23 protein-coding genes and 1 tRNA gene are annotated in these 25,296 nt (G+C 72.5%); 9 read left to right on the forward strand and 15 right to left on the reverse strand.

Going from position 1 to position 25,296, the window contains the following annotated elements; translation table 11 throughout:
• The first annotated feature begins 2 nt into the window (after positions 1-2).
• Positions 3-659 carry an SDR family oxidoreductase gene (locus tag ACIQWR_RS32045; RefSeq protein ID WP_399267680.1) on the forward strand — a complete coding sequence of 219 codons (657 nt, stop codon included), beginning with the start codon at positions 3-5 and terminating at the stop codon, positions 657-659.
• A 51-nt stretch (positions 660-710) separates the two neighbouring features.
• Here ACIQWR_RS32045 and ACIQWR_RS32050 read toward each other — a convergent pair whose 3' ends face one another.
• A complete protein-coding gene (locus ACIQWR_RS32050; RefSeq protein ID WP_404016788.1) occupies positions 711-1,148 on the reverse strand; it encodes a DUF3574 domain-containing protein in 438 nt (145 codons plus the stop codon).
• A gap of 177 nt (positions 1,149-1,325) precedes the next feature.
• Here ACIQWR_RS32050 and ACIQWR_RS32055 point away from each other — a divergent pair, with 177 nt between their 5' ends.
• On the forward strand, positions 1,326-1,541 hold the full coding sequence (locus tag ACIQWR_RS32055) for a DUF6458 family protein (protein ID WP_404016791.1): 216 nt from the start codon (positions 1,326-1,328) through the stop codon (positions 1,539-1,541).
• Between the two features lie 132 nt (positions 1,542-1,673).
• Here the strand turns inward: ACIQWR_RS32055 and ACIQWR_RS32060 are convergent.
• Positions 1,674-1,755: transfer RNA gene (locus ACIQWR_RS32060), tRNA-Tyr, on the reverse strand.
• 281 nt (positions 1,756-2,036) lie between these two features.
• On the opposite strand from ACIQWR_RS32060, the gene ACIQWR_RS32065 reads away from it, so the two are divergent.
• From ACIQWR_RS32065 to ACIQWR_RS32075, 3 genes are all read left to right on the forward strand, one after another.
• Positions 2,037-2,525, forward strand: coding sequence for a YajQ family cyclic di-GMP-binding protein (locus ACIQWR_RS32065; RefSeq protein WP_399267683.1), 489 nt, complete (start codon positions 2,037-2,039; stop codon positions 2,523-2,525).
• Positions 2,526-2,759: 234 nt separating this feature from the next.
• Positions 2,760-4,208, forward strand: coding sequence for a SulP family inorganic anion transporter (locus ACIQWR_RS32070; RefSeq protein WP_404016794.1), 1,449 nt, complete (start codon positions 2,760-2,762; stop codon positions 4,206-4,208).
• A 13-nt stretch (positions 4,209-4,221) separates the two neighbouring features.
• A complete protein-coding gene (locus ACIQWR_RS32075) occupies positions 4,222-5,598 on the forward strand; it encodes an APC family permease (RefSeq protein WP_404017050.1) in 1,377 nt (458 codons plus the stop codon).
• A 14-nt stretch (positions 5,599-5,612) separates the two neighbouring features.
• On the opposite strand, the gene ACIQWR_RS32080 is transcribed toward ACIQWR_RS32075, so the two are convergent.
• Positions 5,613-6,635 carry a glycosyltransferase family 2 protein gene (locus tag ACIQWR_RS32080; protein ID WP_404016797.1) on the reverse strand — a complete coding sequence of 341 codons (1,023 nt, stop codon included), beginning with the start codon at positions 6,633-6,635 and terminating at the stop codon, positions 5,613-5,615.
• Positions 6,636-6,989: 354 nt separating this feature from the next.
• Between ACIQWR_RS32080 and ACIQWR_RS32085 the strand changes: the two genes are divergently transcribed.
• The gene (locus ACIQWR_RS32085) at positions 6,990-9,443 is read left to right on the forward strand and encodes a hypothetical protein (protein WP_404016800.1); all 2,454 of its coding nucleotides are present in this window, start codon (positions 6,990-6,992) and stop codon (positions 9,441-9,443) included.
• Between the two features lie 120 nt (positions 9,444-9,563).
• Here the strand turns inward: ACIQWR_RS32085 and ACIQWR_RS32090 are convergent, their stop codons facing one another.
• The 12 genes from ACIQWR_RS32090 to ACIQWR_RS32145 form a co-directional block, all read right to left on the reverse strand.
• On the reverse strand, positions 9,564-9,956 hold the full coding sequence (locus tag ACIQWR_RS32090) for a YccF domain-containing protein (protein ID WP_404016803.1): 393 nt from the start codon (positions 9,954-9,956) through the stop codon (positions 9,564-9,566).
• A complete protein-coding gene (gene htpX / locus ACIQWR_RS32095) occupies positions 9,953-10,816 on the reverse strand; it encodes a zinc metalloprotease HtpX (protein ID WP_404016805.1) in 864 nt (287 codons plus the stop codon). The genes ACIQWR_RS32090 and htpX overlap by 4 nt, the downstream gene beginning before the upstream one ends.
• 294 nt (positions 10,817-11,110) lie before the next feature.
• Positions 11,111-12,706, reverse strand: coding sequence for an NADH-quinone oxidoreductase subunit N (locus ACIQWR_RS32100; protein ID WP_404016807.1), 1,596 nt, complete (start codon positions 12,704-12,706; stop codon positions 11,111-11,113).
• On the reverse strand, positions 12,703-14,268 hold the full coding sequence (locus ACIQWR_RS32105) for a NuoM family protein (protein ID WP_404017053.1): 1,566 nt from the start codon (positions 14,266-14,268) through the stop codon (positions 12,703-12,705). Before ACIQWR_RS32105 ends, ACIQWR_RS32100 begins: the two co-directional genes overlap by 4 nt.
• Positions 14,269-14,306: 38 nt before the next feature.
• Positions 14,307-16,205: an NADH-quinone oxidoreductase subunit L gene (locus tag ACIQWR_RS32110; protein ID WP_404016810.1), complete on the reverse strand. Its 1,899-nt coding sequence runs from the start codon at positions 16,203-16,205 to the stop codon at positions 14,307-14,309.
• Positions 16,202-16,573 carry an NADH-quinone oxidoreductase subunit NuoK gene (gene nuoK, locus ACIQWR_RS32115; protein ID WP_404016813.1) on the reverse strand — a complete coding sequence of 124 codons (372 nt, stop codon included), beginning with the start codon at positions 16,571-16,573 and terminating at the stop codon, positions 16,202-16,204. The genes ACIQWR_RS32110 and nuoK overlap by 4 nt, the downstream gene beginning before the upstream one ends.
• Entirely contained in the window at positions 16,573-17,205 is a 633-nt protein-coding gene (locus tag ACIQWR_RS32120) for an NADH-quinone oxidoreductase subunit J (RefSeq protein WP_404016815.1), read from the reverse strand. The genes nuoK and ACIQWR_RS32120 overlap by 1 nt, the downstream gene beginning before the upstream one ends.
• Entirely contained in the window at positions 17,202-17,786 is a 585-nt protein-coding gene (locus tag ACIQWR_RS32125; protein WP_404016817.1) for a NuoI/complex I 23 kDa subunit family protein, read from the reverse strand. The genes ACIQWR_RS32120 and ACIQWR_RS32125 overlap by 4 nt, the downstream gene beginning before the upstream one ends.
• Positions 17,786-18,754, reverse strand: a complete 969-nt coding sequence (locus tag ACIQWR_RS32130) for an NADH-quinone oxidoreductase subunit H (protein WP_404016820.1) — start codon at positions 18,752-18,754, stop codon at positions 17,786-17,788. Before ACIQWR_RS32130 ends, ACIQWR_RS32125 begins: the two co-directional genes overlap by 1 nt.
• The gene (locus tag ACIQWR_RS32135; protein WP_404016823.1) at positions 18,751-20,031 is read right to left on the reverse strand and encodes an NADH-quinone oxidoreductase subunit C; all 1,281 of its coding nucleotides are present in this window, start codon (positions 20,029-20,031) and stop codon (positions 18,751-18,753) included. Before ACIQWR_RS32135 ends, ACIQWR_RS32130 begins: the two co-directional genes overlap by 4 nt.
• Complete coding sequence (locus ACIQWR_RS32140) at positions 20,028-20,627, reverse strand: NADH-quinone oxidoreductase subunit B (RefSeq protein ID WP_404016825.1); 600 nt, start codon at positions 20,625-20,627, stop codon at positions 20,028-20,030. Before ACIQWR_RS32140 ends, ACIQWR_RS32135 begins: the two co-directional genes overlap by 4 nt.
• The gene (locus ACIQWR_RS32145; RefSeq protein WP_404017056.1) at positions 20,618-21,007 is read right to left on the reverse strand and encodes an NADH-quinone oxidoreductase subunit A; all 390 of its coding nucleotides are present in this window, start codon (positions 21,005-21,007) and stop codon (positions 20,618-20,620) included. The genes ACIQWR_RS32140 and ACIQWR_RS32145 overlap by 10 nt, the downstream gene beginning before the upstream one ends.
• 165 nt (positions 21,008-21,172) lie before the next feature.
• Here ACIQWR_RS32145 and ACIQWR_RS32150 point away from each other — a divergent pair, with 165 nt between their 5' ends.
• The 3 genes from ACIQWR_RS32150 (at position 21,173) to ACIQWR_RS32160 (ending at position 25,138) form a co-directional block, all read left to right on the forward strand.
• Positions 21,173-22,360 (forward strand): sensor histidine kinase, encoded by a 1,188-nt coding sequence (locus ACIQWR_RS32150; protein ID WP_404016828.1) that lies wholly within the window; start codon positions 21,173-21,175, stop codon positions 22,358-22,360.
• Positions 22,361-22,608: 248 nt separating this feature from the next.
• A complete protein-coding gene (locus ACIQWR_RS32155) occupies positions 22,609-23,943 on the forward strand; it encodes a sensor histidine kinase (RefSeq protein WP_404016830.1) in 1,335 nt (444 codons plus the stop codon).
• A gap of 535 nt (positions 23,944-24,478) precedes the next feature.
• Positions 24,479-25,138, forward strand: a complete 660-nt coding sequence (locus tag ACIQWR_RS32160; RefSeq protein WP_404017058.1) for a LuxR C-terminal-related transcriptional regulator — start codon at positions 24,479-24,481, stop codon at positions 25,136-25,138.
• Positions 25,139-25,296 lie beyond the last annotated feature (158 nt).

Below are 25,296 nucleotides of genomic sequence, written 5' to 3' on the forward strand. Positions count from 1 at the left end.
TCATGCGCATTGTCATCGCTGGTGGACACGGTCAGATCGCCCTGCGGCTGGAGCGCCTGCTCGCCGCACGCGGATACGAGGTCGCCGGGATCATCCGTGATCCGGCACAGGGCGACGATCTCCGGGCGGCCGGTGCCGAACCCGTCCTGTGCGACCTGGAGTCGGCGACCGTCGAGCACGTGGCGGGCATCCTGCAGGGCGCCCAGGTCGCGGTGTTCGCGGCCGGCGCGGGCCCGGGCAGCGGCGTCGGCCGCAAGGACACCGTGGACCGGGGCGCGGCGGTGCTGTTCGCCGACGCGGCCGAAAGGGCGCGCGTACCGCGGTTCCTGATGGTGTCTTCGATCCGGGCGGACGCGAACCACCCGGGTGACGACGTCTTCGACGTCTACCTGCGCGCCAAGGGCGAGGCCGACGACCACGTACGGACCCGGCTGGGCCTGGACTGGACGGTCCTGCGGCCCGGGGCGCTCACCGACGAGGCGGGGACGGGCCTGGTCCGCCTGGAGGCGACGACGGGCCGCGGGCCGGTCTCCCGCGACGACGTGGCGGCGGTCCTGGCCGAGCTGGTGGAGACGCCGGCGACGGCCGGACTGACCCTGGAGCTGGTGTCGGGCACGACGCCGGTCGCGGTGGCCGTCAAGGCGGTAGCCGGCAACTGACGGCCGGACCGTCCGCCCCTCGGACCCTCGGACCCTCGGACCGTCGGACCGTCAGAAGTCGGCGTCCACCCGGTCGTCGGAGCGCAGCACGGAGTCCTGCGCGAACTGCTTCTCGTACGCCCGGCGGATCCGTTCGATGCTCGCGCCGCGCTCGTCCGCACCCTTCTCCGGATAGAGCAGGACGACCTCGTAGGAGGTCTCGCGGACGACCTTGCCGTCGGGACCGCGCCACTGTCCGCGGCCCGGCTGCACGGTCAGCCCCTCGGGGAAGGCGGGGGTGATCTCCCGGTCCAGGAAGCGGTCGAACTCCCGCTCCGCGACCGGGGGCGCCCCGCCGGGGCGCGCGGTGCCGAAGTAGAGCCGGGTCTCGCGGTAGGGATCGCCCGTGTGCCCTTGCAGCGCGGCCCCGACCAGGGCCGGGATGCCCGCTCCGAGCAGGGCGAGCAGCACCCCGCCGCCGACCTTCCCGCGGGTGTCAGTAGTCCACATCACGCCGGGTGAACGACCGTCGGCCCGCGACGTTGCGGCCGCCGCGCCCCGCGCGTGGCATCCGGACGAGGCGCCCGACGGCCGCCGCGGGGCCCCGACCGCCGCGCCCCGGGGGCGTTTTCACCCGCCGAAGCCGGGTAGCCGCGCCGTCAGACAACCAATCAGCGGAGGCAACTCATGGGCATCGGTGGATGCATCATCCTGATCGTGGTGGGCGCCATCCTCACCTTCGCCACCGACTGGAAGCTGGAGAGCGTCAACCTTCCCCTGGTCGGTCTGATCATGATGGCGGTGGGTGCGATCGGCCTCGCCGTGTACACGAGCATCTACAAGCGTCGCCGCACCGCGGGCGCGATCCCGGTCGTGGAGGAGACCCGCCGGGACATCCTCTGACCCCGGCGACCTCCATCGCCGCCTGCCCGACTCCGGCGACCCCGGCAACTCCGGCGACCCGGGCGACCCCCGGAGAACGAAGAAGTCCCCCTCTTCCGCGTTTCCGCGAGGGAGGGGGACTTCTTTACCACGTGGCGGCGCCAGGATTCGAACCTGGGTAGGCTAAGCCGACGGATTTACAGTCCGTTCCCATTGGCCACTCGGGCACACCGCCATGGGAGGAAGCCGTTGATCTCCGCCTTGCGGCGGTGCTCTCTGGCAACGACGTAAACGATACCCGATGGACAGGGGTGCTTCGCCACTCGATTCCGCCGCGCGGCCGGTGACGTGCTCCGCAGGGGGTCCGCGGGGGTGTGCGGGTGGCGGATCGGACACCGACGCCCGGGCTGTCCGGTCCGATCAGGGAGACAGGGCCTAGGCTTGACGGCGCGGCCGGGGAACATCCGGCGCGTGCCCCTGTGGGCCATCACAGCCGACTTCAAGGAGCCACAGCACATGGCCGACTCCAGTTTCGACATCGTCTCGAAGGTCGAGCGGCAGGAGGTCGACAACGCCCTCAACCAGGCCGGCAAGGAACTCTCGCAGCGCTACGACTTCAAGGGCACCGGCGCCACGATCGCCTGGTCCGGCGAGAAGATCGTCATGGAGGCGAACTCCGAGGACCGCGTCAAGGCCGTCCTCGATGTGTTCGAGACCAAGCTGGTCAAGCGGGGCATCTCGCTGAAGGCGCTCGACGCCGGTGAGCCGCAGCTGTCCGGCAAGGAGTACAAGATCTTCGCCACGATCGAGGAAGGCATCTCCCAGGAGAACGCCAAGAAGGTCGCGAAGATCATCCGGGACGAGGGCCCCAAGACCGTCAAGGCCCAGGTCCAGGGCGAGGAGCTGCGCGTCACCTCGAAGAACCGCGACGACCTCCAGGAAGTCCAGGCCCTGCTCAAGGGCAAGGACCTGGACTTCGCGATCCAGTTCGTGAACTACCGCTGACCCACGGGCAACCGGGTACGGCCGCCGAGGGCGCAATGGGGATCCTCCCGTTGCGCCCTCGGCCGTTCGGGCGGGTGTTCAAGGGACGGCGCCCGGGGGGACGGCGCTCGGTGGGGTGTGCGCGGGGCGCGTGCGGCGCGCGGGCCCCGGGGGGCTTCGGTGCGGACTGGGCCCGGCGGGATGCGCCCCACCAGGCTGGGTGGCATCGATCACCGCGTGGGCAGGGGGACCCGAATGCCAGGGGACGGCACTTTCCGTCAGGACGTGGGAGCGTCCGTCGTGGTGGCGCTGGTGGCGCTGCCGCTGTGCGTCGGAGTGGCGGTGGCCTCCGGGGTGCCCGCCGAGCTGGGGATCGTCACCGGGGTGGTGGGCGGGCTGGTCACCGGCTGGTTCCGCGGGAGTTCGCTCCAGGTCAGCGGTCCGGCGGCGGGGCTCACCGTGTTGGTCTTCGAGGCGGTGCGGACGTACGGCGTCGCCGCGCTCGGGGTGCTGGTCCTCGCCGCCGGGCTGATCCAGCTGGCGATGGGGGCGCTGCGCCTGGGGCGGTGGTTCCGGGCGATCTCGGTGGCCGTCGTCCAGGGGATGCTCGCCGGGATCGGGCTGGTGCTGATCGCCGGGCAGTTGTACGCCGTGGCCGGGGTGGACGCGCCCGCGCGGACGCTGGCGAAGTTCGCGGGGCTCGCGCGGCTGCTGGCGGAGGCCGACTGGGCCGCCATCGCGCTCGGGGCCGCCACCGTGCTGGTGATGGTGGGCTGGCGGCGGCTGCCGGAGCAGGTCCGGGTGGTGCCCGGGGCCCTCGTCGCGGTCGCGGCGGCGACCGGGGCCACCGTGCTGCTGCGGCTGCCGGTGGCCAAGGTGGAGGTCACGGGGGTGCTGGACGCCGTATCGACGCCGGGCTGGGGGCAGTTCGCCGTACTGGGCTCCGCGGGCGCCCTGGGGACGGTGGCGGCCTTCGCACTGATCGCCTCCGCCGAAACCCTCTTCAGCGCGGCCGCCGTGGACCGGATGCACCACGGGCCGCGCACCGACTACGACCGCGAACTCATCGCCCAGGGCGCCGGGAACACGGTCTGCGGGCTGCTCGGCGCGCTGCCGATGACCGCCGTGATCGTGCGCAGCGCCGCCAACGTCGAGGCGGGGGCGCGCACCCGGGCCTCGCGGGTGCTGCACGGGGCGTGGCTGCTGCTCTTCGCCGTGCTGCTGCCGCACGCGCTGGCCGTCGTACCGCTGGCCGCGCTGGCCGGCGTACTGCTGCACGCGGGGTGGAAGCTGCTGCCGGTGCGCGGGGTGGCGGCGCTGTGGCGCTCGCACCGCGGGGAGGCGGTGGTGCTGCTGGCGACGGCGGGGGCGATCGTGGCGACGAACCTCTTCGAGGGGGTGCTGGTGGGGCTGGTCCTCGCGGTCGCCAAGGCGGCCTGGGAGACCTCCAGCGTGCAGGTGGAGGAGGTGTGGGAGGGGGACGTGCTGTGCCTGCGGGTGGCGGGCAACGCCAGCTTCCTGCGGTTGCCGCGGCTGCTCGACGTGCTCGACGCGCTGCCCGGCGACCGGGCGGTGCGCTTCGACCTGACCGGGGTGCGCCACCTCGACCACGCGTGCCTGACCGCGCTCGACGGGTGGCAGGCGCAGCGGGCGAAGCGCGTGGCTTCGGCTCCTGGTCACGGGGGCGTCACCGGGCTCGGTTAAAGTCCCGGCCGTGATGGGGACGCGGGCGGGAACAGCGGGTAGTGGCGGACCGGGTCGTGGTGGACCGGGTGGCGGGGCGGCCGGTGGGCTCAGGCGGAGCCTCGGGGTGGGCGACGCGGTCGTCGTCGGCCTGGGCGCGATGGTCGGGGCGGGCATCTTCGCGGCGTTGGCCCCGGCGGCCCGGGCGGCGGGCGGCGCCCTGCTCACCGCGCTCGCCGTGGCCGCCGTGGTGGCCTCCTGCAACGCGTGGTCCTCGGCCCGGCTGGCCGCCCGCCATCCGGCGTCCGGGGGGACGTACGTGTACGGGCGCGAGCGGCTCGGGCCGTTCTGGGGGTACCTGGCGGGGTGGGCCTTCGTCATCGGCAAGACCGCCTCCTGCGCGGCGATGGCGCTGACCGTGGGCGCGTACCTGTGGCCCGGGCGGGAGCACGTGGTGGCCGTGGTCTCCGTGGTGGCGCTGACCGCCGCGGGGTACGGCGGCGTGCAGAAGTCGGCCCGGATCGCCCGGGTGATCGTGGCGGTCGTACTGGCGGTGCTCGCCGGGGTCGTGGCGGCCTGCCTGACCTCCGGCGCGGCCGACGTCGCCGGCGCGTTCGGCGGGGGCGGGCCGGGGCCGGACGGGTCCGGGGGCGTGCGGGGGGTGCTGGGGGCGGCCGGGCTGCTGTTCTTCGCCTTCGCCGGTTACGCCCGGATCACCACGCTGGGCGAGGAGGTCCGCGATCCGCGGCGGACCATCCCGCGCGCCGTGCCGCTGGCGCTGGGCGTCGCGCTGGCCGTCTACGCGGCGGTGACGGTGGCCGTGCTGTCGGTGCTGGGGGTCGACCGGTTGGCCGGGTCGGCGGCGCCGCTGTCCGACGCGGTCCGGGCCGCGGGATGGGGCGGGCTGACGCCCGTGGTGCGGGCCGGGGCGGTACTGGCGGCCCTGGGCTCGCTGCTGGCGCTGGTGCTGGGGGTCTCGCGGACCGCGCTGGCGATGGCCCGGGACGGTCACTTGCCGCGCGCGCTGGCGGCCGTGCACCCGCGCCACGGGACGCCGCACCGGGCGGAGGCCGCGGTGGGGGCGGCGGTCGCGGTGCTGGCCGCGACCGTGGACCTGCGGGGGGCGATCGGCTTCTCGTCCTTCGGGGTGCTCGTGTACTACGCGATCGCCAACGCGGCGGCGTGGACGCTCGGCGGGAGCGAGGGGCCGGGCGCGGACGGTCGCGGGGTGGACCGCGGCGGGCGGGTGGTGGCGGCCGCGGGGCTGGCCGGGTGCGCGGCGCTGGCCTGCGCGCTGCCGCCGGCCTCGGTGGCGGCGGGCGCGGGGGTGCTGGCGCTGGGCGCGCTGCTGTACGGCGTCGGCGAACGACGGCGGCCCGGCCCCCCTGCGGGGTCCGGGCCGGCGGCGTAGCTGCGCGGGAGGGGTCAGACCCCGGCGTTCTCCCGGCCCTTGGCCCCGGAGCCCTTGGCTCCGGAACCCTTGGCCTCGGGGCCCTTGGCGGGGGACGCGTCGGAGTCGTAGCCGATGAAGAACGTGGGACGGCGCTGCACGGCGGTGTAGATGCGCCCGATGTATTCGCCGAGCAGTCCGACGCATATCAACTGGACGCCGCCGAGGAAGAGCATCGCCACGAAGAGCGAGGTCCAGCCCGGGACGGTGTGCCCGACGAGCCAGATGACGAAGGTCACGGCCATCAGCACGAAGCAGGAGAAGAAGCTGAAGACGCCGAGCCAGGTCGCCAGCCGCAGCGGGGCGGCGGAGAAGTTGGTGATGCTGTCGACCGCGAGCCGGATCATCTTGCTCAGCGGGTACTTGGTCTCGCCCGCCACGCGCTCGTCGCGGTGGTAGGTGACCTCGCCGCTGGGGAAGCCGAGCCACGGCACGAGCAGGCGGTACACCTGGTGCTGGTCCGGCAGCGCCTTGAGCGCTTCGACGGCCTCGCGGCTGAGCAGTCGGAAGTCGCCGGCCTGCGAGGGGACCTGCTTGCCGACGATGCGGCGCATCAGCCAGTAGTAGAGGCCCGCGGTGCGGCGCTTGAAGCCGGTGTCGGTGCTGCGGTCGCTGCGGACGCCGTAGACGATGTCGAGGCCCTCGGCGACGGCCAGGTCGAGCATCTCCGGGATCTTCTCCGGCGGGTCCTGGAGGTCGGCGTCGATGCTCGCGACGTACGCGCCCTTGGAGCTGTGCAGACCGGCGGTCAGGGCGGCCTGGTGGCCGGAGTTGCCGCGCAGCTTGACGATGCGCAGCTCGGGCCAGGTCTGCCGGAACTCCTCCAGCAGCTCGGCGGTGCGGTCGGCACTGCCGTCGTCGACGGCGACGACCTCGTAGCTGACACCCGTACCGTCGAGCGCGGGCCGCAGGCGTTCCACCAGCGCGGGGAGGGCTTCCTCCTCGTTGTACATCGGAACGACAACCGACAGTGTCGTCGTGGACGACGCTTCCGACATGGGTAATCCTGCCCGTGGTTTGACCTGATGGTGCCTGGGTATCAGAAACGAATCATAGTACGAATCGACTCCCCTGCTGCCCTCCGGCCCACCGGAGCCCTCTGTCGTGGCCGCTCGGCTGGTAGCCTTGCGATAGCCTGACAGCTTTCTTGCGCCCCTGGGTCCCTTTGCGAGTTCACGGCCGGTACGCAGCTCGCCGCGACTCTGCGCGCGGCTGCCTGCTCCCCCGCTGACGCTCTTGCCACTGCCGCTCACTGCTGTGCGCCGGGCGGCTGTCCTCATGACTCCCCGGCTCACCGGCGGGATGTCCATGACAGGCATTCGATCGGCGAGACAACGGGAGCAGAACGTCTGATGGGCACGATGCACAGCAGCCCCTCCATACCGGACACGGAGACGGGGACCACCACGAGACCGGGCGGTAGGGGTCCCGGAGGGCCCGCCACCACGGCCGGGCCACGGACGGTGCTCCTGCGCTTCCTGCCCGCCCTCGCCACCGTCGCCTTCTTCGTCGCGGCCCTGGTCGCCTCGGACACGTCGCTCGGCGACATCGGCCGCTACGCCTTCTACGTCCTGTGGGGCGTTCTGCTCCCCGGCACCCTGGTCTACCGGTCGCTGCGGCGCCGCGCCCACACCCTGATCGAGGACCTCGCCTTCGGCGCCGTCACGGGTCTCGCCCTCGAACTGGTCGCCTGGGCCGTCTTCATGGCCCTCGGCATCCAGTCCGCGGTGACGCTGTGGCCGCTGGCCGTCGTGATCCCCTTCGCCGCCGTACCCCGGCTGCGACGGCACTGGCGGGTACGCGGCTACACACCGGTACCGATGGGCTGGTCCTGGTCGATCGCGGCCACGGTGGCGGGCGCCACCGGCTACCTCTACCGGGTCTACATGGACCGCAACCCGATCCTGCCCCTCAACGACCAGACCCGGCAGTTCGTCGACGTCTCCTACCAGATGTCCCTGGCGGGCAACGCGAAGCACAACTTCCCGCTGACGCTCCCCCAGGTCTCCGGCGAGCCACTCGAATACCACTGGTTCGCCTTCGTCCACGAGGCCATGACCAGCATGGTCGGCCACATCGACCTGCCGGTCGTCCAGCTGCGCCTGATGATCCCCGCGCTCGTCGCGCTCACCATCGTCATCACCGCCGTCGTCACCTGGCGGCTGTCCGGTCGGGCCTGGGCCGGACCGGTCGCCGCCCTGCTCATCTTCCTGGTCGGCGAGTTCAACGCGGGCCCGGCCTGGACCCCCTTCGGCTCGCCCCAGACCACGCTGATGATCTGGGCGAGCATCTCCATGACCTACAGCATCCCGCTGCTGGTGGCGCTGATCGGTGTCGTCGGCGAGGGGCTGCGCGAGCGGTCCGCGGACGATCCCGTACCCGCTCTGGGCCGTACGACGGTCATCACGCTCGTCGCACTGTTCGCCCTGGCGTCCTGCGCCGCGAAGGCCACCTCCGTACCCGTGACGCTCGCCGGGCTGGCGCTGGCCGGACTCGTGGTGCTCCTGCGGACCCGCCGGATCCCCTGGCTGATCGTCGGCATGGGCGGCGCGGTCGGCGCGGCCCAGCTCTTCTCCACCGCCGTGATCTTCAACTTCAAGAGCTACGGCCTGAAGGTCGCCCCGCTGTCCAACATCCAGGGGCTGTGGGCCGATCCCTCGGACGTCCGGACCGGGCTCGGACAGCTCGTCCTGGTCGCCCTGGTGTGGTTCGCGTTCCTGATCAACACCCAGCTGCGACTGGCGGGCGCGCTGCCGCTGCTGTGGCGCGGGAAGCTGAAGCTCGATTCCGTGCAGTGGTTCCTGCTCGGCGGGACCATCGCCGGACCGGCCGTCTACCTGCTCCTCAACGGCTGGAACTCCAGCTACTTCACCCACGCCGGGCTCGCCTTCGGCGTCATCCTGTCGGGCTGGGGCTACGCCGAGGCCTTCGAGCGGGCCGGGCTCTCCGCCCGCGGCCGCTGGCTCCTGGCCGCCGCGTCGGTGTTCTTCACCCTGGCCCTCACCTGGGTCTTCGTCGTCCACGGCCCCGGCTGGCAGCACCGCGTCGAGCACGCGATCGCGACCCGACACCCCGCCCCGGGCTCGGTCCTGGGTGCCTTCGCATCCTCGTCCAGCGGCAGCGGCCCCGCGGCCGCGCTGGCCCCGATGGTCGCCGCGGGGCTCGCCCTGCTGCTCCTCGCGGTCGTCGGCGGGCTCCTCTGGTGGCTGGCCGCCCGCCGCTTCACCGCCCTGCGGCGGCGCGGCACGGTCGTCCTGCTGAGCGCCGCGCTGCTGGCGGGCGCACCGACGCTGGTGTCGGACCTGCGGACACCGAAGTGGGACGCGACCGTATGGGGGTCCTTCCCGCTCCCCGCGGGCAAGGTCGACGCGGCCCGCTGGCTGCGCGCACACAGCGAACCCTCCGATGTCATCGCGACCAACGAGCACTGTTGGTCCCCGGACGACTTCCAGGACCCCACGGCCTCCTGCACGGACTACCGGACCTTTGCCGTCAGCGGCTACTCGGAACGATCGGTGCTGGTCGAGGGCTGGGGCTTCGCACCGCGGGTCATGGCGATGGGCGACGCGGGCGGCGCCGGCCCCGAGTTCTGGGACGCGGACCTGCTCAAGAAGAACGACGCCGCCTTCTACGCGCCGACGGCCGCCCTGCTGGACGAGCTGCGCGACCGGCACGGGGTGCGCTTCCTCTTCGTCAACCGCAAGGCGGGGGCCGAGTCCGGCGAGTTGAAGAAGCTGGCCGACCCCGTCTTCGACAACGGCCGGATCGCGATCTATGAGATCCGCGGGGCGCACGGGACCCGCTGATCCCGACCGGGACCCACTGATCCCTACGTACCGAAGACCGAAAGGGCCGGTCGACCGCCGTGGCGGTCGGCCGGCCCTTTCGGTGTGCGGGCGCGGGTGGGGCGGGGGCGCGGGTGGGGCTCAGCGCGAGGCGAAGGGGGCGTCGGTCGGGACGATCTCGCGGCCGAGCGGGAGCAGGGCGAGCGGGACCATCTTGAAGTTCACGATGCCGAACGGGATGCCGATGATCGTGACGCACAGCGCGAGGCCCGTGACGATGTGGCCCAGCGCGAGCCACCAGCCCGCGAGGACCAGCCACAGGACGTTGCCGACGCAGGACGGGGCGCCCGCGTCCCGACGCTCGACCGTGGTGTACCCGAAGGGCCACAGGGCGTAGATCGCGATCCGGAACGCGGCTATGCCGAAGGGGATGCCGATGATCGTGATGCAGAGGACCAGGCCGGCCAGGGCGTAGCCCATGCAGAGCCAGAATCCGCTCAGCACGAGCCAAATGACGTTCAGGATGGTTTTCACTGCTGACGGCCTGCCATCTGTTCGAGCCGGGCGATGCGCTCGGCCATCGGGGGGTGGGTCGAGAACATCTTCGACATTCCTTCGCCCGGACGGAAGGGGTTCGCGATCATCATGTGGCTCGCGGTCTCCAGCCGGGGCTCCGGGGGCAGCGGGAGCTGCTTGGTCCCCGCGTCGAGCTTGCGCAGGGCGCTCGCGAGGGCCAGCGGATCACCGGTGAGCTGGGCCCCGGAGGCGTCCGCCTCGTATTCGCGGGAGCGGCTGATGGCCAGCTGGATCACGGACGCGGCGACCGGGCCGAGGATCATGATCAGCAGCATGCCGATCAGGCCCGGGCCCTCGTTGTCGTTGGACCGGCCGACCGGGATCAGCCAGGCGAAGTTCACCAGGAACATGATCACGGAGGCGAGGGCTCCGGCGACCGAGGAGATCAGGATGTCCCGGTTGTAGACGTGGCTCAGCTCGTGGCCGATGACCCCGCGCAGCTCGCGCTCGTCGAGGATGCGCAGGATGCCTTCGGTGCAGCAGACGGCGGCGTTGCGCGGATTGCGGCCGGTGGCGAAGGCGTTTGGGGCCTCGGTCGGGGAGATGTAGAGGCGGGGCATGGGCTGGCGCGCGGAGGTCGAGAGCTCGCGCACCATCCGGTAGAGCTCGGGCGCCTCGAACTCGCTGACCGGGCGGGCGCGCATCGCGCGTAGAGCCAGCTTGTCGCTGTTCCAGTACGCGTACGCATTGGTCCCGAGGGCGACGAGGACGGCCACGACGAGGCCGGTCCGGCCGAAGAAACTACCGATGACGATGATGAGTGCCGACAGCCCGCCGAGGAGTACGGCGGTCTTCAGCCCGTTGTGCCGGCGGTGCACGGTACGCCCTCCAAGTGGTGCGGCAGGGGACCCGTCCAGGATCGGTGGATCAATGGATCTGTGAGCTGTGAGCTGTGGGCTCGGAAGCTGTGGGCTCTGAGCTGCGATCTGTGGATATGTGATCTGTGGATCTTTTGGATCGGCGGATCCGAGGGTCTCCGGTCCAGTGGACCCTTCCTCCCTGGTCAACGCCAGGCGGGCGCGACGGGTTCCCGCCGCGGCCCCGGGCGGGGGCGGGGGCGGGCCGGGCGGCGGCCGGGGGCGGGCCGCCGGGCGGGCGTTACTCCGTACGGGTTACTGCGGGAACAGTGCGGTGGATGCGAAACGTAGTACCAGCTGAGGGGCGCCCGACAACACAAGAGCGACAGCAGCGGTGAGGGCGATGGCCGCGACGACGGGCAGCGGGGCCTTGGGGCGGGATGCAGCCGGGGCCACCGGGGCCGGAGCGGCCGACGCGGAGTCCGCGTCCGGGGAGCGGAAGAGCAGCGCCGTCCACTGGAGGTAGTAGTAGAGCGCCACGACGACGTTCACCGCCATGACGACCGCGAGCCAGCCCAGCCCGGCGTCCACGGCCGAGCGGAAGACGGTGACCTTGGCGAAGAGGCCGATGATGCCCGGGGGCAGGCCCGCCAGGCACAGCAGGAAGAAGGCCAGCGACAGGGCGGCGAAGGGCCGCGTCGCGTACAGGCCGCGGTAGTCGCTGATCCGGCCCAGTGGGCTCGTACGGGCCACCAGGGCGGCCACGGCGAAGGCGCCCAGGTTCACGGCGGCGTACATCAGGGCGTAGGCGACGGTGGAGCCGATCTGCTCCCGGCCCGCGTGTGCCGCGGCCGCGATGGGAACCAGCAGGTAGCCGGCCTGGCCGACCGAGGACCAGGCCAGCAGGCGGACGGCGCTGTGCGCGCGGTCCTTGGCCTGGCGCAGCGCGGCGGCGTTGCCCAGGGTCATGGTGAGCGCGGCCAGCACCGCCAGGGCCGGGCCCCAGACGTCGGAGTACGCCGGGAAGGCGATCACGGTGACGAGGATGAGGCCGGTGAAGCCGACCGCCTTGCCGATGACCGAGAGGTAGGCGGCGATGGGCAGCGGGGCGCCGACATAGGTGTCGGGCACCCAGAAGTGGAAGGGCACGGCGGCCGTCTTGAAGGCGAAGCCGACGAGGGTGAGCGCGACGCCCGCCATGGCCAGGGTGTCGAGTTGTCCGGGGACGTGCTGGAGGCCGTCGGCGACCCGGTTCAGGTGCAGGCTGCCCGTCGCGGCGTAGACGAAGCTGACGCCGAGCAGGGAGACGGCGGTGGCCGTCACCGAGGACAGGAAGAACTTGAGGGCGGCCTCGGAGGAGAGCCGGTCGCCCCGGCGCAGGCCGACCAGCGCGAAGGCGGGCAGCGAGGCGACTTCCAGGGCGATGATCAGGGTCGCCAGGTCACGGGCGGCGGGCAGCAGGGCCGCGCCCGCGGCGGAGGAGAGCAGCAGGAACCAGAACTCCCCGGCGGGCAGCCGGCCCTCCTCGACGGCCGTGACCGACAGCAGGGCGGTGACCAGGGCGCCGCCGAGCACCAGGAACTGCACGACCAGCGTGAAGTGGTCGGCGGTGTAGCTGCAGGCGCTCGCGTCGCCGATGAGGCAGAAGGTGGCCCGGTCCCCGGCGCGCAGCGGCAGCAGGGCGAGGGTGGCGACGGCCAGGCCCGCGACGGCGCTCCAGCCGAGGAGCGACTTCTTCCGCTCGGGCACGAAGAGGTCGGCGACGAGGATGACGAGCCCGACGGCGGCCGCGATGACCACCGGCGCGATCGCGAGCCAGTCGACGGACTGGACCAGACTGGCCGCGCCCGGCTGTGGGGCGGCGGCCGTGCCGGCCACGCTGGCCGCGGTGGCCGCGTACAGGGCCGTCATGAGTTGCCTCCTGCGAGGAGCTTCTGGACGGCCGGGTCGGTGAGGCCGAGGAGGACTGCGGGCCACAGGCCGGCAAGGACGGTGAGGGCGGCGAGCGGGGTCCAGGCCGCGAACTCGTAGTGCTGGATGTCGGCCACGGCGAGCGGGGCCTGGTCCGCGGGGCGGGCCAGCGGGTCGCCCATGCAGATGCGCCGTACGACGACCAGCATGTAGGCGGCGGTGAGCAGGGTGCCGAAGGCGCCGATCGCCATGAAGGTGAGGAAGGCGGGCCGGGACAGCCCCGCGGCCGGGTCGAAGGCGCCGAACAGGGTCAGCATCTCGCCCCAGAACCCGGCGAGGCCGGGCAGCCCGAGGGAGGCCACGGCGGCGAAGGCCAGGAGCGCGCCGAAGCGGGGGGCTCGGCCGTAGAGGGCCGCGCCGGTGGCACCGGCGAGGGTGTCGAGGTCGCTCGTGCCGTAGCGGTCCTTGAGCGCGCCGACGAGGAAGAAGAGGAGGCCGGTGATCAGGCCGTGGGCGATGTTGGCGAAGAGGGCGCCGTTGACCCCCGTCGGCGTCATCGTCGCGATGCCGAGGAGCACGAAGCCCATGTGGCCGACCGAGGAGTAGGCGATCAGGCGCTTGAGGTCGCCCTTGGCACCCTTGCGGGCCAGCGCGAGGCAGGCCAGCGATCCGTAGACGATGCCGATGACGGCGAGGGCGGCCAGGTAGGGCGCGAAGGTGTGCATGCCGTCGGGGGCGACGGGCAGCAGGATGCGGACGAACCCGTAGGTGCCCATCTTCAGCATGACGCCGGCCAGCAGCACGGAGCCGACCGTCGGGGCGGCCGTGTGGGCGTCCGGGAGCCAGCTGTGCAGCGGCCACATCGGGGTCTTCACGGCGAGCCCGATGCCGATCGTGAGGACGGCGATCAGCTGGGTGGTGTGGGAGAGCCCGCGCCCGTTGTCGGAGGCCAGCGCCACCATGTCGAAGGTGCCGCCGTCGAGCCCGATCAGCAGCAGTCCGAGGAGCATGACCACGGAGCCGAGCAGCGTGTAGAGGATGAACTTCCAGGCGGCGGCCTGCCGCTGCGCACCGCCCCAGCGGGCGATGAGGAAGTACATCGGGATGAGGACCATCTCGAAGGCGAGGAAGAACAGCAGCAGGTCCAGGACGGCGAAGGTGGCGAGGGTGCCGGACTCCAGGACGAGCACCAGCGCGACGAAGGCCTTCGCGGAGGGGCCCGCGGGGAGCTTGAAGTAGCTGTAGAGCGCGCAGAGGAAGAACAGCAGCGCGGTCATCAGGAGGAGGGGGAGCGAGATGCCGTCGATGCCGAGGTGGATCCGGACGTTCAGGGCCTGGATCCAGCTGATGTCCGTCGTCGCCTGGAAGCGCGACGGGGCGTCGTGGTCGAAGCCCAGGGTGAGGGCGATCGCCGCGGCGAGGATCACGCCGGTCACGGTCACGCCGTGGCGCAGCACGGCCTGTTCGGGGCTGCGTCCCTTGAGCCCGGGCGGGGCCGGGAGCAGCGCCGCCACGGCACCGAGGAGCGGTGCGGCCACGATGAACGCCAGAAGGAACTGCATCACGGATGCGCTGATATCAATCACGGCTGACTCACGGCTCACGATCCGGCGTTGACGTTGGCGAGGACGGCGGTGGCGAGCGCCAGGACCACGGCGCCGGCGAGCAGGGCGCTCAGGTAGCTCTGCACGTTGCCGGTCTGGGCACGGCGTACGAGGGTGCCGAGCAGCCGGGGGGCACTGCCCGCGCCCCGGACGTAGGTGTCGACGACCTCGCGGTCCAGGAAGCGGACGAGGCTCGCGGCGCCCCGGACGGGGCGGACGAACAGCGCGTCGTAGACGGCGTCCAGGTGGAAGCCGGCGGCCGCGTGGCGGTGCAGGGGGCCCAGGAGCGCCTTGCCGGGATCGGCGGCGGGCGCGCCGGCCGGGGCGAGGGAGCGGCCGCGCTGCCACAGGCCGTAGGTGAGCAGCGCGCCGATGACGGCCGCGCCCGTACCGAGGACCACGGTGAGCAGGGTCGGCTTCAGTTCCCCGCCGTCGAACCAGTCGGGGAGCGTCCACGCGGCCAGGCCGAAGCCGAGCGAGGGGAGGGCGAGCAGCCACAGCACGCCGGTCATGCCGAGCGGGTCCTTGTGGTGCTCGGGGGCGGCCGCGCCCCGGCCGCGGAAGGCCAGCAGCCACAGCCGGGTGGCGTAGGCGGCGGTGAGCAGGGCCGTCAGCACGCCCGCGACCAGGACCAGCCAGCCGGCCGTCGTCGGGGCGGCGGCGGAGTGCCCGGCGGCCGCCTCCTCGGCGGCGACCAGCACGGTCTCCTTCGAGAAGAACCCGGCGAAGGGCGGCACGGCGGCGAGGGCGAGGAGCGCGATCGTCATCGTCCAGAAGGCGTCCGGGATGCGCTTGGCCAGGCCGTCCATCCGGGCCATGGCGGCCAGGGAGTTCGTACCGGCGGCGTGGATGATCACGCCCGCGCCCAGGAACAGCAGCGCCTTGAAGGCGCCGTGCGACAGGAGGTGGAAGACGGCGGCCCCGCGGTCGCCGACGGCCAGGGCCCCGGTCATGTAGCCGAGCTGGCCGATCGTGGAGTAGGCGAGCACCCGCTTGATGTCGTCCTGCGCGAGGGCGGCCAGCGCGGAGCCGACCATCGTCACGGCCGCCATCACGGCCATGACCACCATCGCGGCCCGGGAGGCCGTGAAGACGGGCAGCAGGCGCGCGATGAAGTAGATGCCGGCGGCGACCATGGTCGCCGCGTGGATCAGCGCGGAGACGGGCGTGGGACCGGCCATCGCGTCGGGCAGCCACGTGTGCAGCGGGAACTGCGCGGACTTGCCGGCGACCCCGGCGAGCAGGAGCAGCGCGATCAGGGTCGGGTGGTCGAGCCCGCCCGCCGTGACGGCCCCGAGGATCTTGGTGATCCGGAAGGAACCGGCGTCGGCGGCGAGCGCGAACAGGCCGATCAGGAAGGGCACGTCACCGAGCTTGGTGACGAGGAAGGCCTTGAGGGAGGCGGCCCGGGCGGCCTCGGTCTCCCAGTAGTGGCCGACCAGGAAGTACGAGCAGATGCCCATGATCTCCCAGCCCACCAGCAGCACCATCAGGTCGCCGGAGTAGACGACGAGCAGCATGGCGGAGGTGAACAGCGAGACCAGACCGGCGTAGGAGGGGTAGCGCGGGTCCTCGCGCAGGTACGCCGTCGAGAAGATCTGCACGCAGGTGGCGACGACACCGACGAGGACGGCCGCCAGGACGGCGAAGCCGTCCAGGCGGAGCGCCAGTTCGATCGGCACGGAGCCGGTCGGCGTCAGTTCCGTCGCGGCGTCGACGGCCTGCCCGCCGCCGTGCCGGACGGCGACCAGGACGGCCAGTACGGCGGCGGCCAGCGTCGGCAGGACGGCGAGCGGGCGGACGAATCCGGGGGCCTTGCGGCCGAGGAGCAGTCCGGCCAGCGCGCCCAGGAAGGGCAGCAGCGGGACGAGGACGGCGAGGGTCGTGGTGCTCACGCGGTTACCTCGCTCTGGCTGTTCGGGGCGCCGGGTGCGGTCCGGGCGTCGTGGGCGGCCGTCGGCTCCGCGGTGTCACGGAGCCGGTCGACGTCCGCGGTGCCGCGGTTGCGGTAGACCATCAGCACGATGGCCAGGCCGATGCCGATCTCGGCGGCGGCGACGGCGATGGTGAAGAGGGTGAGCGCCTGCCCGGCGTGCAGGCTGTCGCGCAGCCAGACGTCGAAGGCCACCAGGTTGAGGTTGACCGCGTTGAGCATCAGCTCGACGGACATCAGGACCAGGATGGCGTTGCGCCGGGCCAGCACTCCGTACAGGCCGGTGCAGAAGAGGAGCGCCGCCAGTACGGCGGGATAGGCGAGGTGCATCAGCGCTGCCGCTCCTTGTCTTCGGGGCCGCCGGCCGGGTCGGCTGCCCGGTCCGCTGCGTGGTCCGCGGCCGGGTCGGACTTCCGGGAGAGCACGATCGCGCCGACCAGGGCGGCCAGCAGCAGGACCGACAGCGCCTCGAAGGGCAGCACCCAGTGCTGGAAGAGGAACTCGCCCGACACCTTGGTGGAGCCCTGGGCCGGACCGTCGAGGTCGATCCAGGTGGTGCGGAAGGCGTCGACGACGACCCACACGAGGCACGCGGCGGCGGCCACGGCGACCGCGAGCGCGACCCAGCGGTTGCCGGAGTCGGCGTCCGGGGAGCGGCCGATGGGCGCCTTGGTGAGCATCAGCCCGAAGAGCAGCAGGACGACCACGGAACCGACGTAGATCAGCACCTGGACCCAGGCGATGAACTCGGCGGTGAGCAGCAGGTACTCGACGGCGATCCCGCCGAGGGCGACGACCAGCCAGAGGGCCGCGTGCACGAGCTGCTTGGTCGTGACCGTGATGAGGGCCGCGCCGAGGGTGGCGAGGCCGACCAGGACGAAGGCGATCTCGACGCCGGTCGGGGAGAGGAATCCGGGGCCTGCCGCGGTGGTGGCGGCGGCCAGGGTGGCGGCGGGGCTCACGCGTCTGTCTCCGGGGTGGTCTCGGGCGGCGTCGCGGCGGCCGCGGCCGCTGCCGCCGCGGCGGCCTCGGCCTTCTCGACGGCCTTGCGGGCGGCCGCGATCTCCTTGGGCTCCTCGGCGGCGGGGTCGAGCGCGGGCGGGGCCGGGACGGTCCACATCCACTCGCGCAGCTTGTCGCGCTCGTGGGTGAGTTCGTGGATGTCCGTTTCCGCGTACTCGAACTCCGGCGACCAGAAGAGGGCGTCGAAGGGGCACACCTCGATGCAGATGCCGCAGTACATGCAGAGCGAGAAGTCGATCGCGAAGCGGTCGAGGACGTTGCGGCTGCGCTCGCGCCCGCCGGGGACGGACGCGGGGACCGTCTCCTTGTGCGAGTCGATGTAGATGCACCAGTCGGGGCACTCGCGCGCGCACAGCATGCAGACGGTGCAGTTCTCCTCGAAGAGCCCGATGACCCCGCGCGAGCGCGGCGGCAGTGCGGGCTGAACCTCGGGGTACTGGGCCGTGTGCGAGCGCTTGACCATGGTGCGCAGCGTGACGGCGAGGCCCTTGGCGAGGCCGGATCCGGGGACGGGAGACATTACTGGATCGCCACCTTCACGATGCCGGTGAGCGCGATCTGGGCGAGCGCGAGCGGGATGAGTACGGTCCAGGCGAGCTTCTGGAGCTGGTCCTCGCGCAGCCGCGGGTAGGTCACGCGCAGCCAGATCACGACGAAGGCGAGGACGGCGACCTTGAGCAGGGTCCAGACCCAGCCGAGGTCGTCACCGCCGAAGGGGCCGTGCCAGCCGCCGAGGAAGAGGACGGTGGTCAGTCCGCACAGGACGACGATGCCCGCGTACTCGGAGAGGAGGAAGAGGGCGAAGCGCAGTCCGGTGTACTCGGTGTACGCGCCGAAGATGATCTCGGAGTCGGCCACGGGCATGTCGAACGGCGGCCGCTGGAGTTCGGCGAGGCCGGCGGTGAAGAAGACCACGGCGCCGACGATCTGCCAGGGCAGCCACCACCACTCGAAGGCCCCGACGATGCCGGTCAGGGACACGGTCCCGGCGGCCATCGCGACGGAGGCGGCGGCGAGCAGCATCGGCAGCTCGTACGCGAGCAGCTGGGCGGCCGTGCGCAGACCGCCGAGCAGCGAGAACTTGTTGGCGGAGGCCCAGCCGGCCATGAGGCTGCCGAGGACTCCGATGCCCATGACCGCGAGCGCGAAGAAGATCCCCGCGTCGATGACCTGGCCGACCGCCCCGTCGCCCGGGCCGATGGGGATGGCGAGGAGGACGAGGAGGTAGGGCAGCAGCGCGACGGCGGGTGCGAGCTGGAAGATCCGCCGGTCGGCGTTGGCCGGGACGATGTCCTCCTTCTGCGCGAACTTCACGCCGTCGGCGACGAGCTGGGCCCAGCCGTGGAAGCCGCCCGCGTACATGGGGCCGAGGCGGCCCTGCATGTGGGCCATCACCTTGTGCTCGGCCTGCCCGACGACGAGGGGCAGGACCAGGAAGCAGACGAAGACGACGATCAGTCGCAGGGCGACGTCGAGGACGTCGTTCACGCGGGACCTCCTGCGGAGGGCTCAGTGGGATCCGGGGCCGGGGTCCTGGTCGGCTCGGCCGGCTCCGCCCGGCCCGTACCCGGTTCGCCTCCGGCGGGGGTGGCGGGGGCCGGCTCGGCGGGTCCGCCCGGCGCGGCGGATTCCGGCGCGGGCGCCGGTACGGGCTCGGGTGCGGCCGGGGTCGGCTCGGCCGGGGCCGAGGTCGGTGCGGCCGGCGTCCCGGTCGGCTCGGGGGCGAAGGCGGGCTTCGGGTCGTGCCAGGGGGCGTCCGAGCTGCGCGGGGCGGCGCGGCGGGGCGCGGGTGCCGGGGCGTCCGCGGTCGGGGACACGGGTGCCGGGGTCTCGGGGGTCCCCTCCGGCGTCGGCTGGCTCGCCGAGCCGTCGGCGACCGAGCGGGTGCGGCGGGCCGGGCGCGGGGGCGCCTGGTTCTCGGAAGGCTCGGGGGTCCCCTCCGGAGTCGCCTGGCTCGCCGAGCCGTCGGCGACCGAGCGGGTACGGCGGGCCGGGCGCGGGGGCGCCGCGACGTCCGCGTCGGGCGCCGGGGACCCGGGGGCCCCTTCCGTCGCCTGGCTCGTCGAGCCGTCCGCCACCGAGCGCGCCCGGCGCACCGGGGCGCCCTCGCGGGCCGCTCCCGCCGCGCGCGCGGGTCCGGCACCGGCCGCGCGGGGGGTGCGAGCCGGGCGGGTGGGGGCCGGGGGGAGCTGGCCCTTGAGGGGGCCCCACTCGTTCGGGTCCGGCACGCCCGGGGGAAGCATCTGGCGGCGCTTCGGACCGTCGGGGTCCGCGCCTTCGCCCGGTTCCTTGGCTCCGGGCCAGGCCTTGGCGACCCGGGCGGCCAGGACGAAGTCCTTGCGCAGCGGGTGGCCCTCGAAGTTCTCGGGGAGGAGCAGCGGGACCAGGTTCGGGTGGTCCGTGAAGGTCACGCCGAACATCTCGAACGTCTCGCGCTCGTGCCATGCCGCGCCCGCGTACACCGCGACCGCGGACGGCAGCGAAGCCGCCGCGTGCGGGACGGTGGTGCGCAGCAGCAGGCGACGTACGCGGTGGTTCTCCAGCGCCACGACGTGCGCGCAGATCCGGAAGCCGGTGCCCGGTTCGTCGACGGCGCTCAGCCAGTCGAAGTAGGTGCAGCCCAGTTTGTCGCGCGCGATCTCCAGCGCGGGGATCCAGCTGCCGACGGGCACGTCGACCGTCAGGACGTCGTAGGCGTAGGACCCGAGGGCCTCCTCGCCGAAGACCTGCGGGGCGCCCTCGGGGAGGGTCTCGTAGAGGTTCATGCGCGGCTCTCCTCCGTCGGGAGGGCCGGCGGCGGCGTGACCAGAGGGCTCGTCAGCTGGGCCACGGACGGCCCCTGCGCATAGCGCTCCGCGAGCGATTCGCGGGCGATCTTCTCCTGGAGCTTGAGGATGCCCTGGAGCAGCGCTTCGGGCCGGGGCGGGCAACCGGGTACGTAGACGTCGACCGGAATGATCTGGTCCACGCCCTTCGTCACGGAGTACGAGTCCCAGTACGGTCCGCCGCAGTTGGAGCAGGCGCCGAAGGAGATGACGTACTTCGGCTCCGGCATCTGCTCGTACAGCCGCTTGACGGCCGGGGCCATCTTGTCCGTCACCGTGCCCGATACGATCATCAGGTCGGCCTGGCGGGGGCCGGGCGCGAAGGGGATCACGCCCAGCCGGATGAAGTCGTGGCGCGCCATGGACGCGGCGATGAATTCGATCGCGCAGCAGGCCAGTCCGAAGTTGAAGACCCAGAGGCTGTAGCGGCGGCCCCAGTTCAGGACCACCTTCATCGGCTCGGGGGCCAGGCGGGAGAGCACGCCCAGGCGCTTCGGTTCCGGGAGCAGCTGGGGCTCGGCCGGTGTCACGCCCATTCGAGGACGCCCTTCTTGTACGCGTAGAGCAGGCCGACGGCCAGGAAGCCCAGGAAGATGAACATCTCCACGAGCGTCGTGGCCCCGTAACCCGCGGCGGCGAACACGGTCGCCCAGGGGAAGAGGAAGATCGAGTCGACGGCGAAGATGACGTAGAGGAACGCGTAGACGTAGTAGCGGACCTGGGTGTGCGCCCAGCCCTCGCCGACGGGGTCCACGCCGCACTCGTACGTCAGCAGCTTTTCCGGCGTCGGCACGGACGGGCGCAGCAGTCGGCCCGCGCCGAAGGCGACGGCCACGAAGAGCACGCCCAGGGCGGCGAGCAGTCCGACGACCGAATAACTCCGGAAATAGTCGGCTGCGAGCACGGTCACGGCCATCGGTACCGCGGGTTCGGGCACGTCCGCTCCTCGCTCCCGGTCACTGTCGATGATCTGTTACGCACGGGAGTCTAGGGCCTGGCCTCACAGGGTGGGGTTATCCCCCGTTCACTCCCCCCGGTCCCCCCATGGCACCGGCGGGCCGCGCTTGACACGCTGTGGGGCATGACCGCGAACACCCGCACCACTCCAGCCGCCGACGAAGACCGTCCCCCGCCGGTCCGCCCCGCGTTCGGACGCGAGACCTGGGGGGAGGTCGCCCACCTCCTGCTGAACCTGCCGACGACGATCGTCGGATTTGTTTACACGGTGTTCATGGTGTCCATGGGCGGCGGTCTGGCGGTCACCGCGATGGGACTGCCGCTGCTCGCCTGCGGCCTGATCGGATCGCGCGCACTGGGACGCACCGAACGCGCCCGGGCGCGGGCCCTGCTGGGCTTGCGCGTGGAGGAACCGACCCCGATCCCCGGCCCGAAGCGCTCCGGGGGGTTCTTCCCCTGGCTGTGGTCGAGCCTCAAGGACCCGGTGGGCTGGCGGACCTCGCTGTACGGGCTGATCCGGCTGCCGTGGGGGGTGCTGACCTTCACGATCACGCTGGTCGGCCTGTTCGTGCTGTGGCCCGTGCTCCCGTACCTGACGCGCGCCATGACCCAGTTGGACCGCGCGATGGTACGGGGCCTGCTCTCGCCCGTGGACGAGCTGGAGCGGCGCATCGCCGAGCTGGAGTCGGACCGCGGGGTGGTCGTGGACACCGCGGCCGCGGATCTGCGGCGCATCGAACGGGACCTGCACGACGGCGCGCAGGCCCGGCTGGTCGCCCTGGCGATGGGGCTGGGCCTGGCCAAGGAGAAGCTGCTGGAGGACCCGCAGGCCGCGGCCGCGATGGTCGACGAGGCGCACGGCGAGGTGAAGATCGCCCTCCAGGAGCTGCGGGACCTCGCCCGCGGGATCCATCCGGCGGTGCTCACCGACCGCGGACTGGACGCGGCCCTGTCCTCGGTGGCCTCCCGGTGCCTGGTGCCGGTGAAGGTGGACGTCGACCTCGCCGAGCGCCCGGCGGAGGCGATCGAGGGGATCGCGTACTTCACCGTCTCCGAACTGCTCCAGAACGTCAGCAAGCACGCGCGGGCGCGACTCGCGAGCGTCGAGGTGTGGCGGGCCGGGAACCGGCTGCTGATCCGGGTCTCGGACGACGGGATCGGCGGGGCGCGGATCGCCGGCGGCGGCGGGACCGGCATGGCCGGGCTGGCGGAGCGGCTGGGGGCCGTGGACGGTGTGTTCGTCGTGGAGTCCCCGGAGGGCGGCGGGACCGTGGTGACGGCGGAACTGCCGTGGCGGCCGCGGGGCGTCTGACGCACCGCGCACCACGCACCACGCACACCGGTACGGGGCTCGCGGGCCCACGGGGATCACGGGGCCTTCCGCTGCGGCGGGAGGCCCCGCCCGCGTGCCGGGGCCCGCCGCCCCGGAACAGCCGGGCGCCCAGGGGGTGTCTGGTGGGGATAACCCCCCGGTGGGCACGCCGACGTACCGGATGGTCGCGCGGGGCGGGACGCGACAGGGTGGGGACGTAAGACAGGGCACAGGGACGGGACGGGATCATGGCGATCGGCTACGGCACGGGCTACGGCACGAGCGGGAACGGTGCGGCGAGGCGGGCGCCCTCGCTGCTCACGGCGCCCTTCGCGGGACGGACCTGGCGCGAGTTCGGGCACCTGTTGCTCGGGCTGCCACTCAGCACCCTGTACTTCTCGCTCGTCGTCACCGGCATCTCCCTGGGGGCCGGGCTGCTGGTCACCTTCATCGGCGTGCCCGTACTGGCGGGCGTACTGGCCATGGCCCGCCAGTTCGGGCACCTGGAGCGGTCCCGGGCGCGGGTCCTGCTCGGGATGGACATCGGCGACCCGGCGCCGGTGCGGGTCAAGGAGGGCGGCGGCGTGCTGGCCGCCACGGGCGCGGTGCTCAAGAGCGGGAGCGCCTGGCGGCACGCCCTGTACTCGGTGATCCACTTCCCGTGGGCGATCTTCAGCTTCACCCTGGCGCTGACGCTGTGGACCTACGGCTGGTCGATGCTGCTCTACCCGCTCTGGTTCTGGGTCTTCCCGGCCTTCACCGACCAGCCCGGCCTGCAGCTCTTCCAGAACGGCGATCACTACACCTTCTACCTGGACTCGCCGCTGCTGATCGCCCTCGCCTCGGTGGTGGGGCTCGTCTTCACCCTGGGCACCCCGTGGGTGATCCACGCCCTGGCGACCGTCGACCGGGTGCTGATCGGCGGGCTGCTCGGGCCGTCCCGGCTGGACCACCGGGTCGTCGAGCTGGAGTCGGACCGCGGGGTGGTCGTGGACACCGCGGCCGCCGACCTGCGGCGCATCGAACGGGACCTGCACGACGGCGCGCAGGCCCGACTGGTCGCACTGGCCATGGACCTGGGGCTGGCCAAGGAGAAGCTGCTGGAGGACCCGCAGGCCGCCGCCCGCATGGTGGACGAGGCGCACGGCGAGGTGAAGATCGCCCTCCAGGAGCTGCGGGACCTCGCCCGCGGGATCCATCCGGCGGTGCTCACCGACCGCGGACTGGACGCGGCCCTGTCCTCGGTGGCCTCGCGGTGCGCCGTTCCGGTCCGGGTGCAGGTGGAGCTGCCGGGGCGGCCCGTGGCCGCGATCGAGGGGATCGCGTACTTCACCGTCTCCGAGCTGCTCCAGAACATCAGCAAGCACGCGCGGGCCGGGGTGGCCAGCGTGGACGTGTGGAAGTCCGGGGACCGGCTGCTGATCCAGGTCGCGGATGACGGGTGCGGTGGGGCGAGCACGGCTGCGGGGGGTGGGCTCGCGGGGTTGGCGGAGCGGCTGGACGCGGTGGACGGCGTCCTGGTCGTCGACTCCCCCGTCGGCGGGGGCACGACCGTGACGGCGGAGCTCCCCTGGCGCGTCTGAGCCCCGGCGGGCCCGGCCGATCCGGCTCCGCCGGAGCCAAGGTCAGCCCCGCCGGCCAGACCCGGCCCCGCCGATCGAACCCGGCTCCGCCGGAGCCCATCCAGCCTCGCCGGCGATTGAGGCGCGGGTCCGGGCGGAGCCCGGGGCGGCCCGCCAGGGCCGTTGTCCCCTGCGGGGCTCCTGGGGCTCCGCCCCAGACCCCACGCCTCAAACGCCGGCGAGGCTGAGTTTGGCTCCGCCGGGCCGATGCCTCAAACGCCGGCGAGGCTGGATCGGGCGGGCCCGGACTGGAAGGGGCCCGGAGGTGGGGCGTGGTCCCGGGGCAGGGGCCCCGCCAGGCAGGGGCTTCGGGCCCCTTTTTTGGCGTGACGGAAGGCCCGGTGGGGGCTTCGACTTCGCAAAGTGGGCGCGTACACACACTTGTTGGCCCGGACCGGCCTTGACCCGGCCCCGAGGCTGGGATGCTTGGCTGTGTTTGGCTGTGCCAGGGATCGACAACGAGTGACGCGGGAGCTGCTGAGTCGTGGAAGACAGGGTGCGGGTGGTCATCGCCGAGGATTCAGTGCTGCTGCGTGAGGGCCTGACCCGGTTGCTGACCGACCGGGGGCATGACGTCGTAGCAGGCGTCGGGGACGCGGAAGCCCTGATCAAGACGGTGGCGGAGCTGGCGGCGGAGAACGCGCTGCCGGACGTGGTGGTGGCGGACGTACGGATGCCACCGACCCACACCGACGAGGGGGTGCGGGCGGCCGTACGGCTGCGCAAGGACTACCCCGGGATCGGTGTGCTCGTGCTGTCGCAGTACGTCGAGGAGCAGTACGCCACCGAACTGCTGGCCGGTTCCAGTACCGGAGTGGGGTACCTGCTCAAGGACCGGGTGGCCGAGGTGCGCGAGTTCCTCGACGCGGTGGTCCGGGTGGCCCGGGGCGGTACGGCCCTGGACCCCGAGGTGGTCGCCCAGCTGCTGGGCCGCAGCCGCAAGCAGGACGTGCTGGCGGGGCTGACGCCGCGCGAGCGCGAAGTGCTGGGGCTGATGGCCGAGGGGCGGACGAATTCGGCGGTGGCCAAGCAGCTGGTGGTCAGCGACGGAGCGGTGGAGAAGCACGTCAGCAACATCTTCATGAAGCTCGGCCTGTCGCCGAGTGACGGGGATCACCGGCGCGTGCTCGCCGTCCTCACCTATCTGAGATCCTGATCAACTGACACCCTGTCAGGTAATGCTGTAGCGCCTGGCGCGACGAGGGTGTCGGAAACCTGACGCGGAGTGTCTCCTCACCGATGGTTCGCGCGGCGGGAGACACTCCGGACCAGGCCGTCCCACGGGACGGTCCAGCATATGAGCGGCCCAAGGAA

Origin of the sequence: Streptomyces sp. NPDC098789, from assembly GCF_044759975.1 — a bacterium.
GTDB lineage: Bacteria > Actinomycetota > Actinomycetes > Streptomycetales > Streptomycetaceae > Streptomyces.

Coding starts and splice junctions, on each gene's coding strand:
- ACIQWR_RS32045 (WP_399267680.1), top strand. CDS start 3: ATGCGCATTGTCATCGCTGGTGGACACGGTCAGATCGCCCTGCGGCTG.
- ACIQWR_RS32050 (WP_404016788.1), bottom strand. CDS start 1,148: ATGTGGACTACTGACACCCGCGGGAAGGTCGGCGGCGGGGTGCTGCTC.
- ACIQWR_RS32055 (WP_404016791.1), top strand. CDS start 1,326: ATGGGCATCGGTGGATGCATCATCCTGATCGTGGTGGGCGCCATCCTC.
- ACIQWR_RS32065 (WP_399267683.1), top strand. CDS start 2,037: ATGGCCGACTCCAGTTTCGACATCGTCTCGAAGGTCGAGCGGCAGGAG.
- ACIQWR_RS32070 (WP_404016794.1), top strand. CDS start 2,760: ATGCCAGGGGACGGCACTTTCCGTCAGGACGTGGGAGCGTCCGTCGTG.
- ACIQWR_RS32075 (WP_404017050.1), top strand. CDS start 4,222: ATGGGGACGCGGGCGGGAACAGCGGGTAGTGGCGGACCGGGTCGTGGT.
- ACIQWR_RS32080 (WP_404016797.1), bottom strand. CDS start 6,635: ATGTCGGAAGCGTCGTCCACGACGACACTGTCGGTTGTCGTTCCGATG.
- ACIQWR_RS32085 (WP_404016800.1), top strand. CDS start 6,990: ATGGGCACGATGCACAGCAGCCCCTCCATACCGGACACGGAGACGGGG.
- ACIQWR_RS32100 (WP_404016807.1), bottom strand. CDS start 12,706: ATGACGGCCCTGTACGCGGCCACCGCGGCCAGCGTGGCCGGCACGGCC.
- ACIQWR_RS32105 (WP_404017053.1), bottom strand. CDS start 14,268: ATGCAGTTCCTTCTGGCGTTCATCGTGGCCGCACCGCTCCTCGGTGCC.
- nuoK (WP_404016813.1), bottom strand. CDS start 16,573: ATGCACCTCGCCTATCCCGCCGTACTGGCGGCGCTCCTCTTCTGCACC.
- ACIQWR_RS32125 (WP_404016817.1), bottom strand. CDS start 17,786: ATGTCTCCCGTCCCCGGATCCGGCCTCGCCAAGGGCCTCGCCGTCACG.
- ACIQWR_RS32135 (WP_404016823.1), bottom strand. CDS start 20,031: ATGAACCTCTACGAGACCCTCCCCGAGGGCGCCCCGCAGGTCTTCGGC.
- ACIQWR_RS32140 (WP_404016825.1), bottom strand. CDS start 20,627: ATGGGCGTGACACCGGCCGAGCCCCAGCTGCTCCCGGAACCGAAGCGC.
- ACIQWR_RS32145 (WP_404017056.1), bottom strand. CDS start 21,007: ATGGCCGTGACCGTGCTCGCAGCCGACTATTTCCGGAGTTATTCGGTC.
- ACIQWR_RS32150 (WP_404016828.1), top strand. CDS start 21,173: ATGACCGCGAACACCCGCACCACTCCAGCCGCCGACGAAGACCGTCCC.
- ACIQWR_RS32155 (WP_404016830.1), top strand. CDS start 22,609: ATGGCGATCGGCTACGGCACGGGCTACGGCACGAGCGGGAACGGTGCG.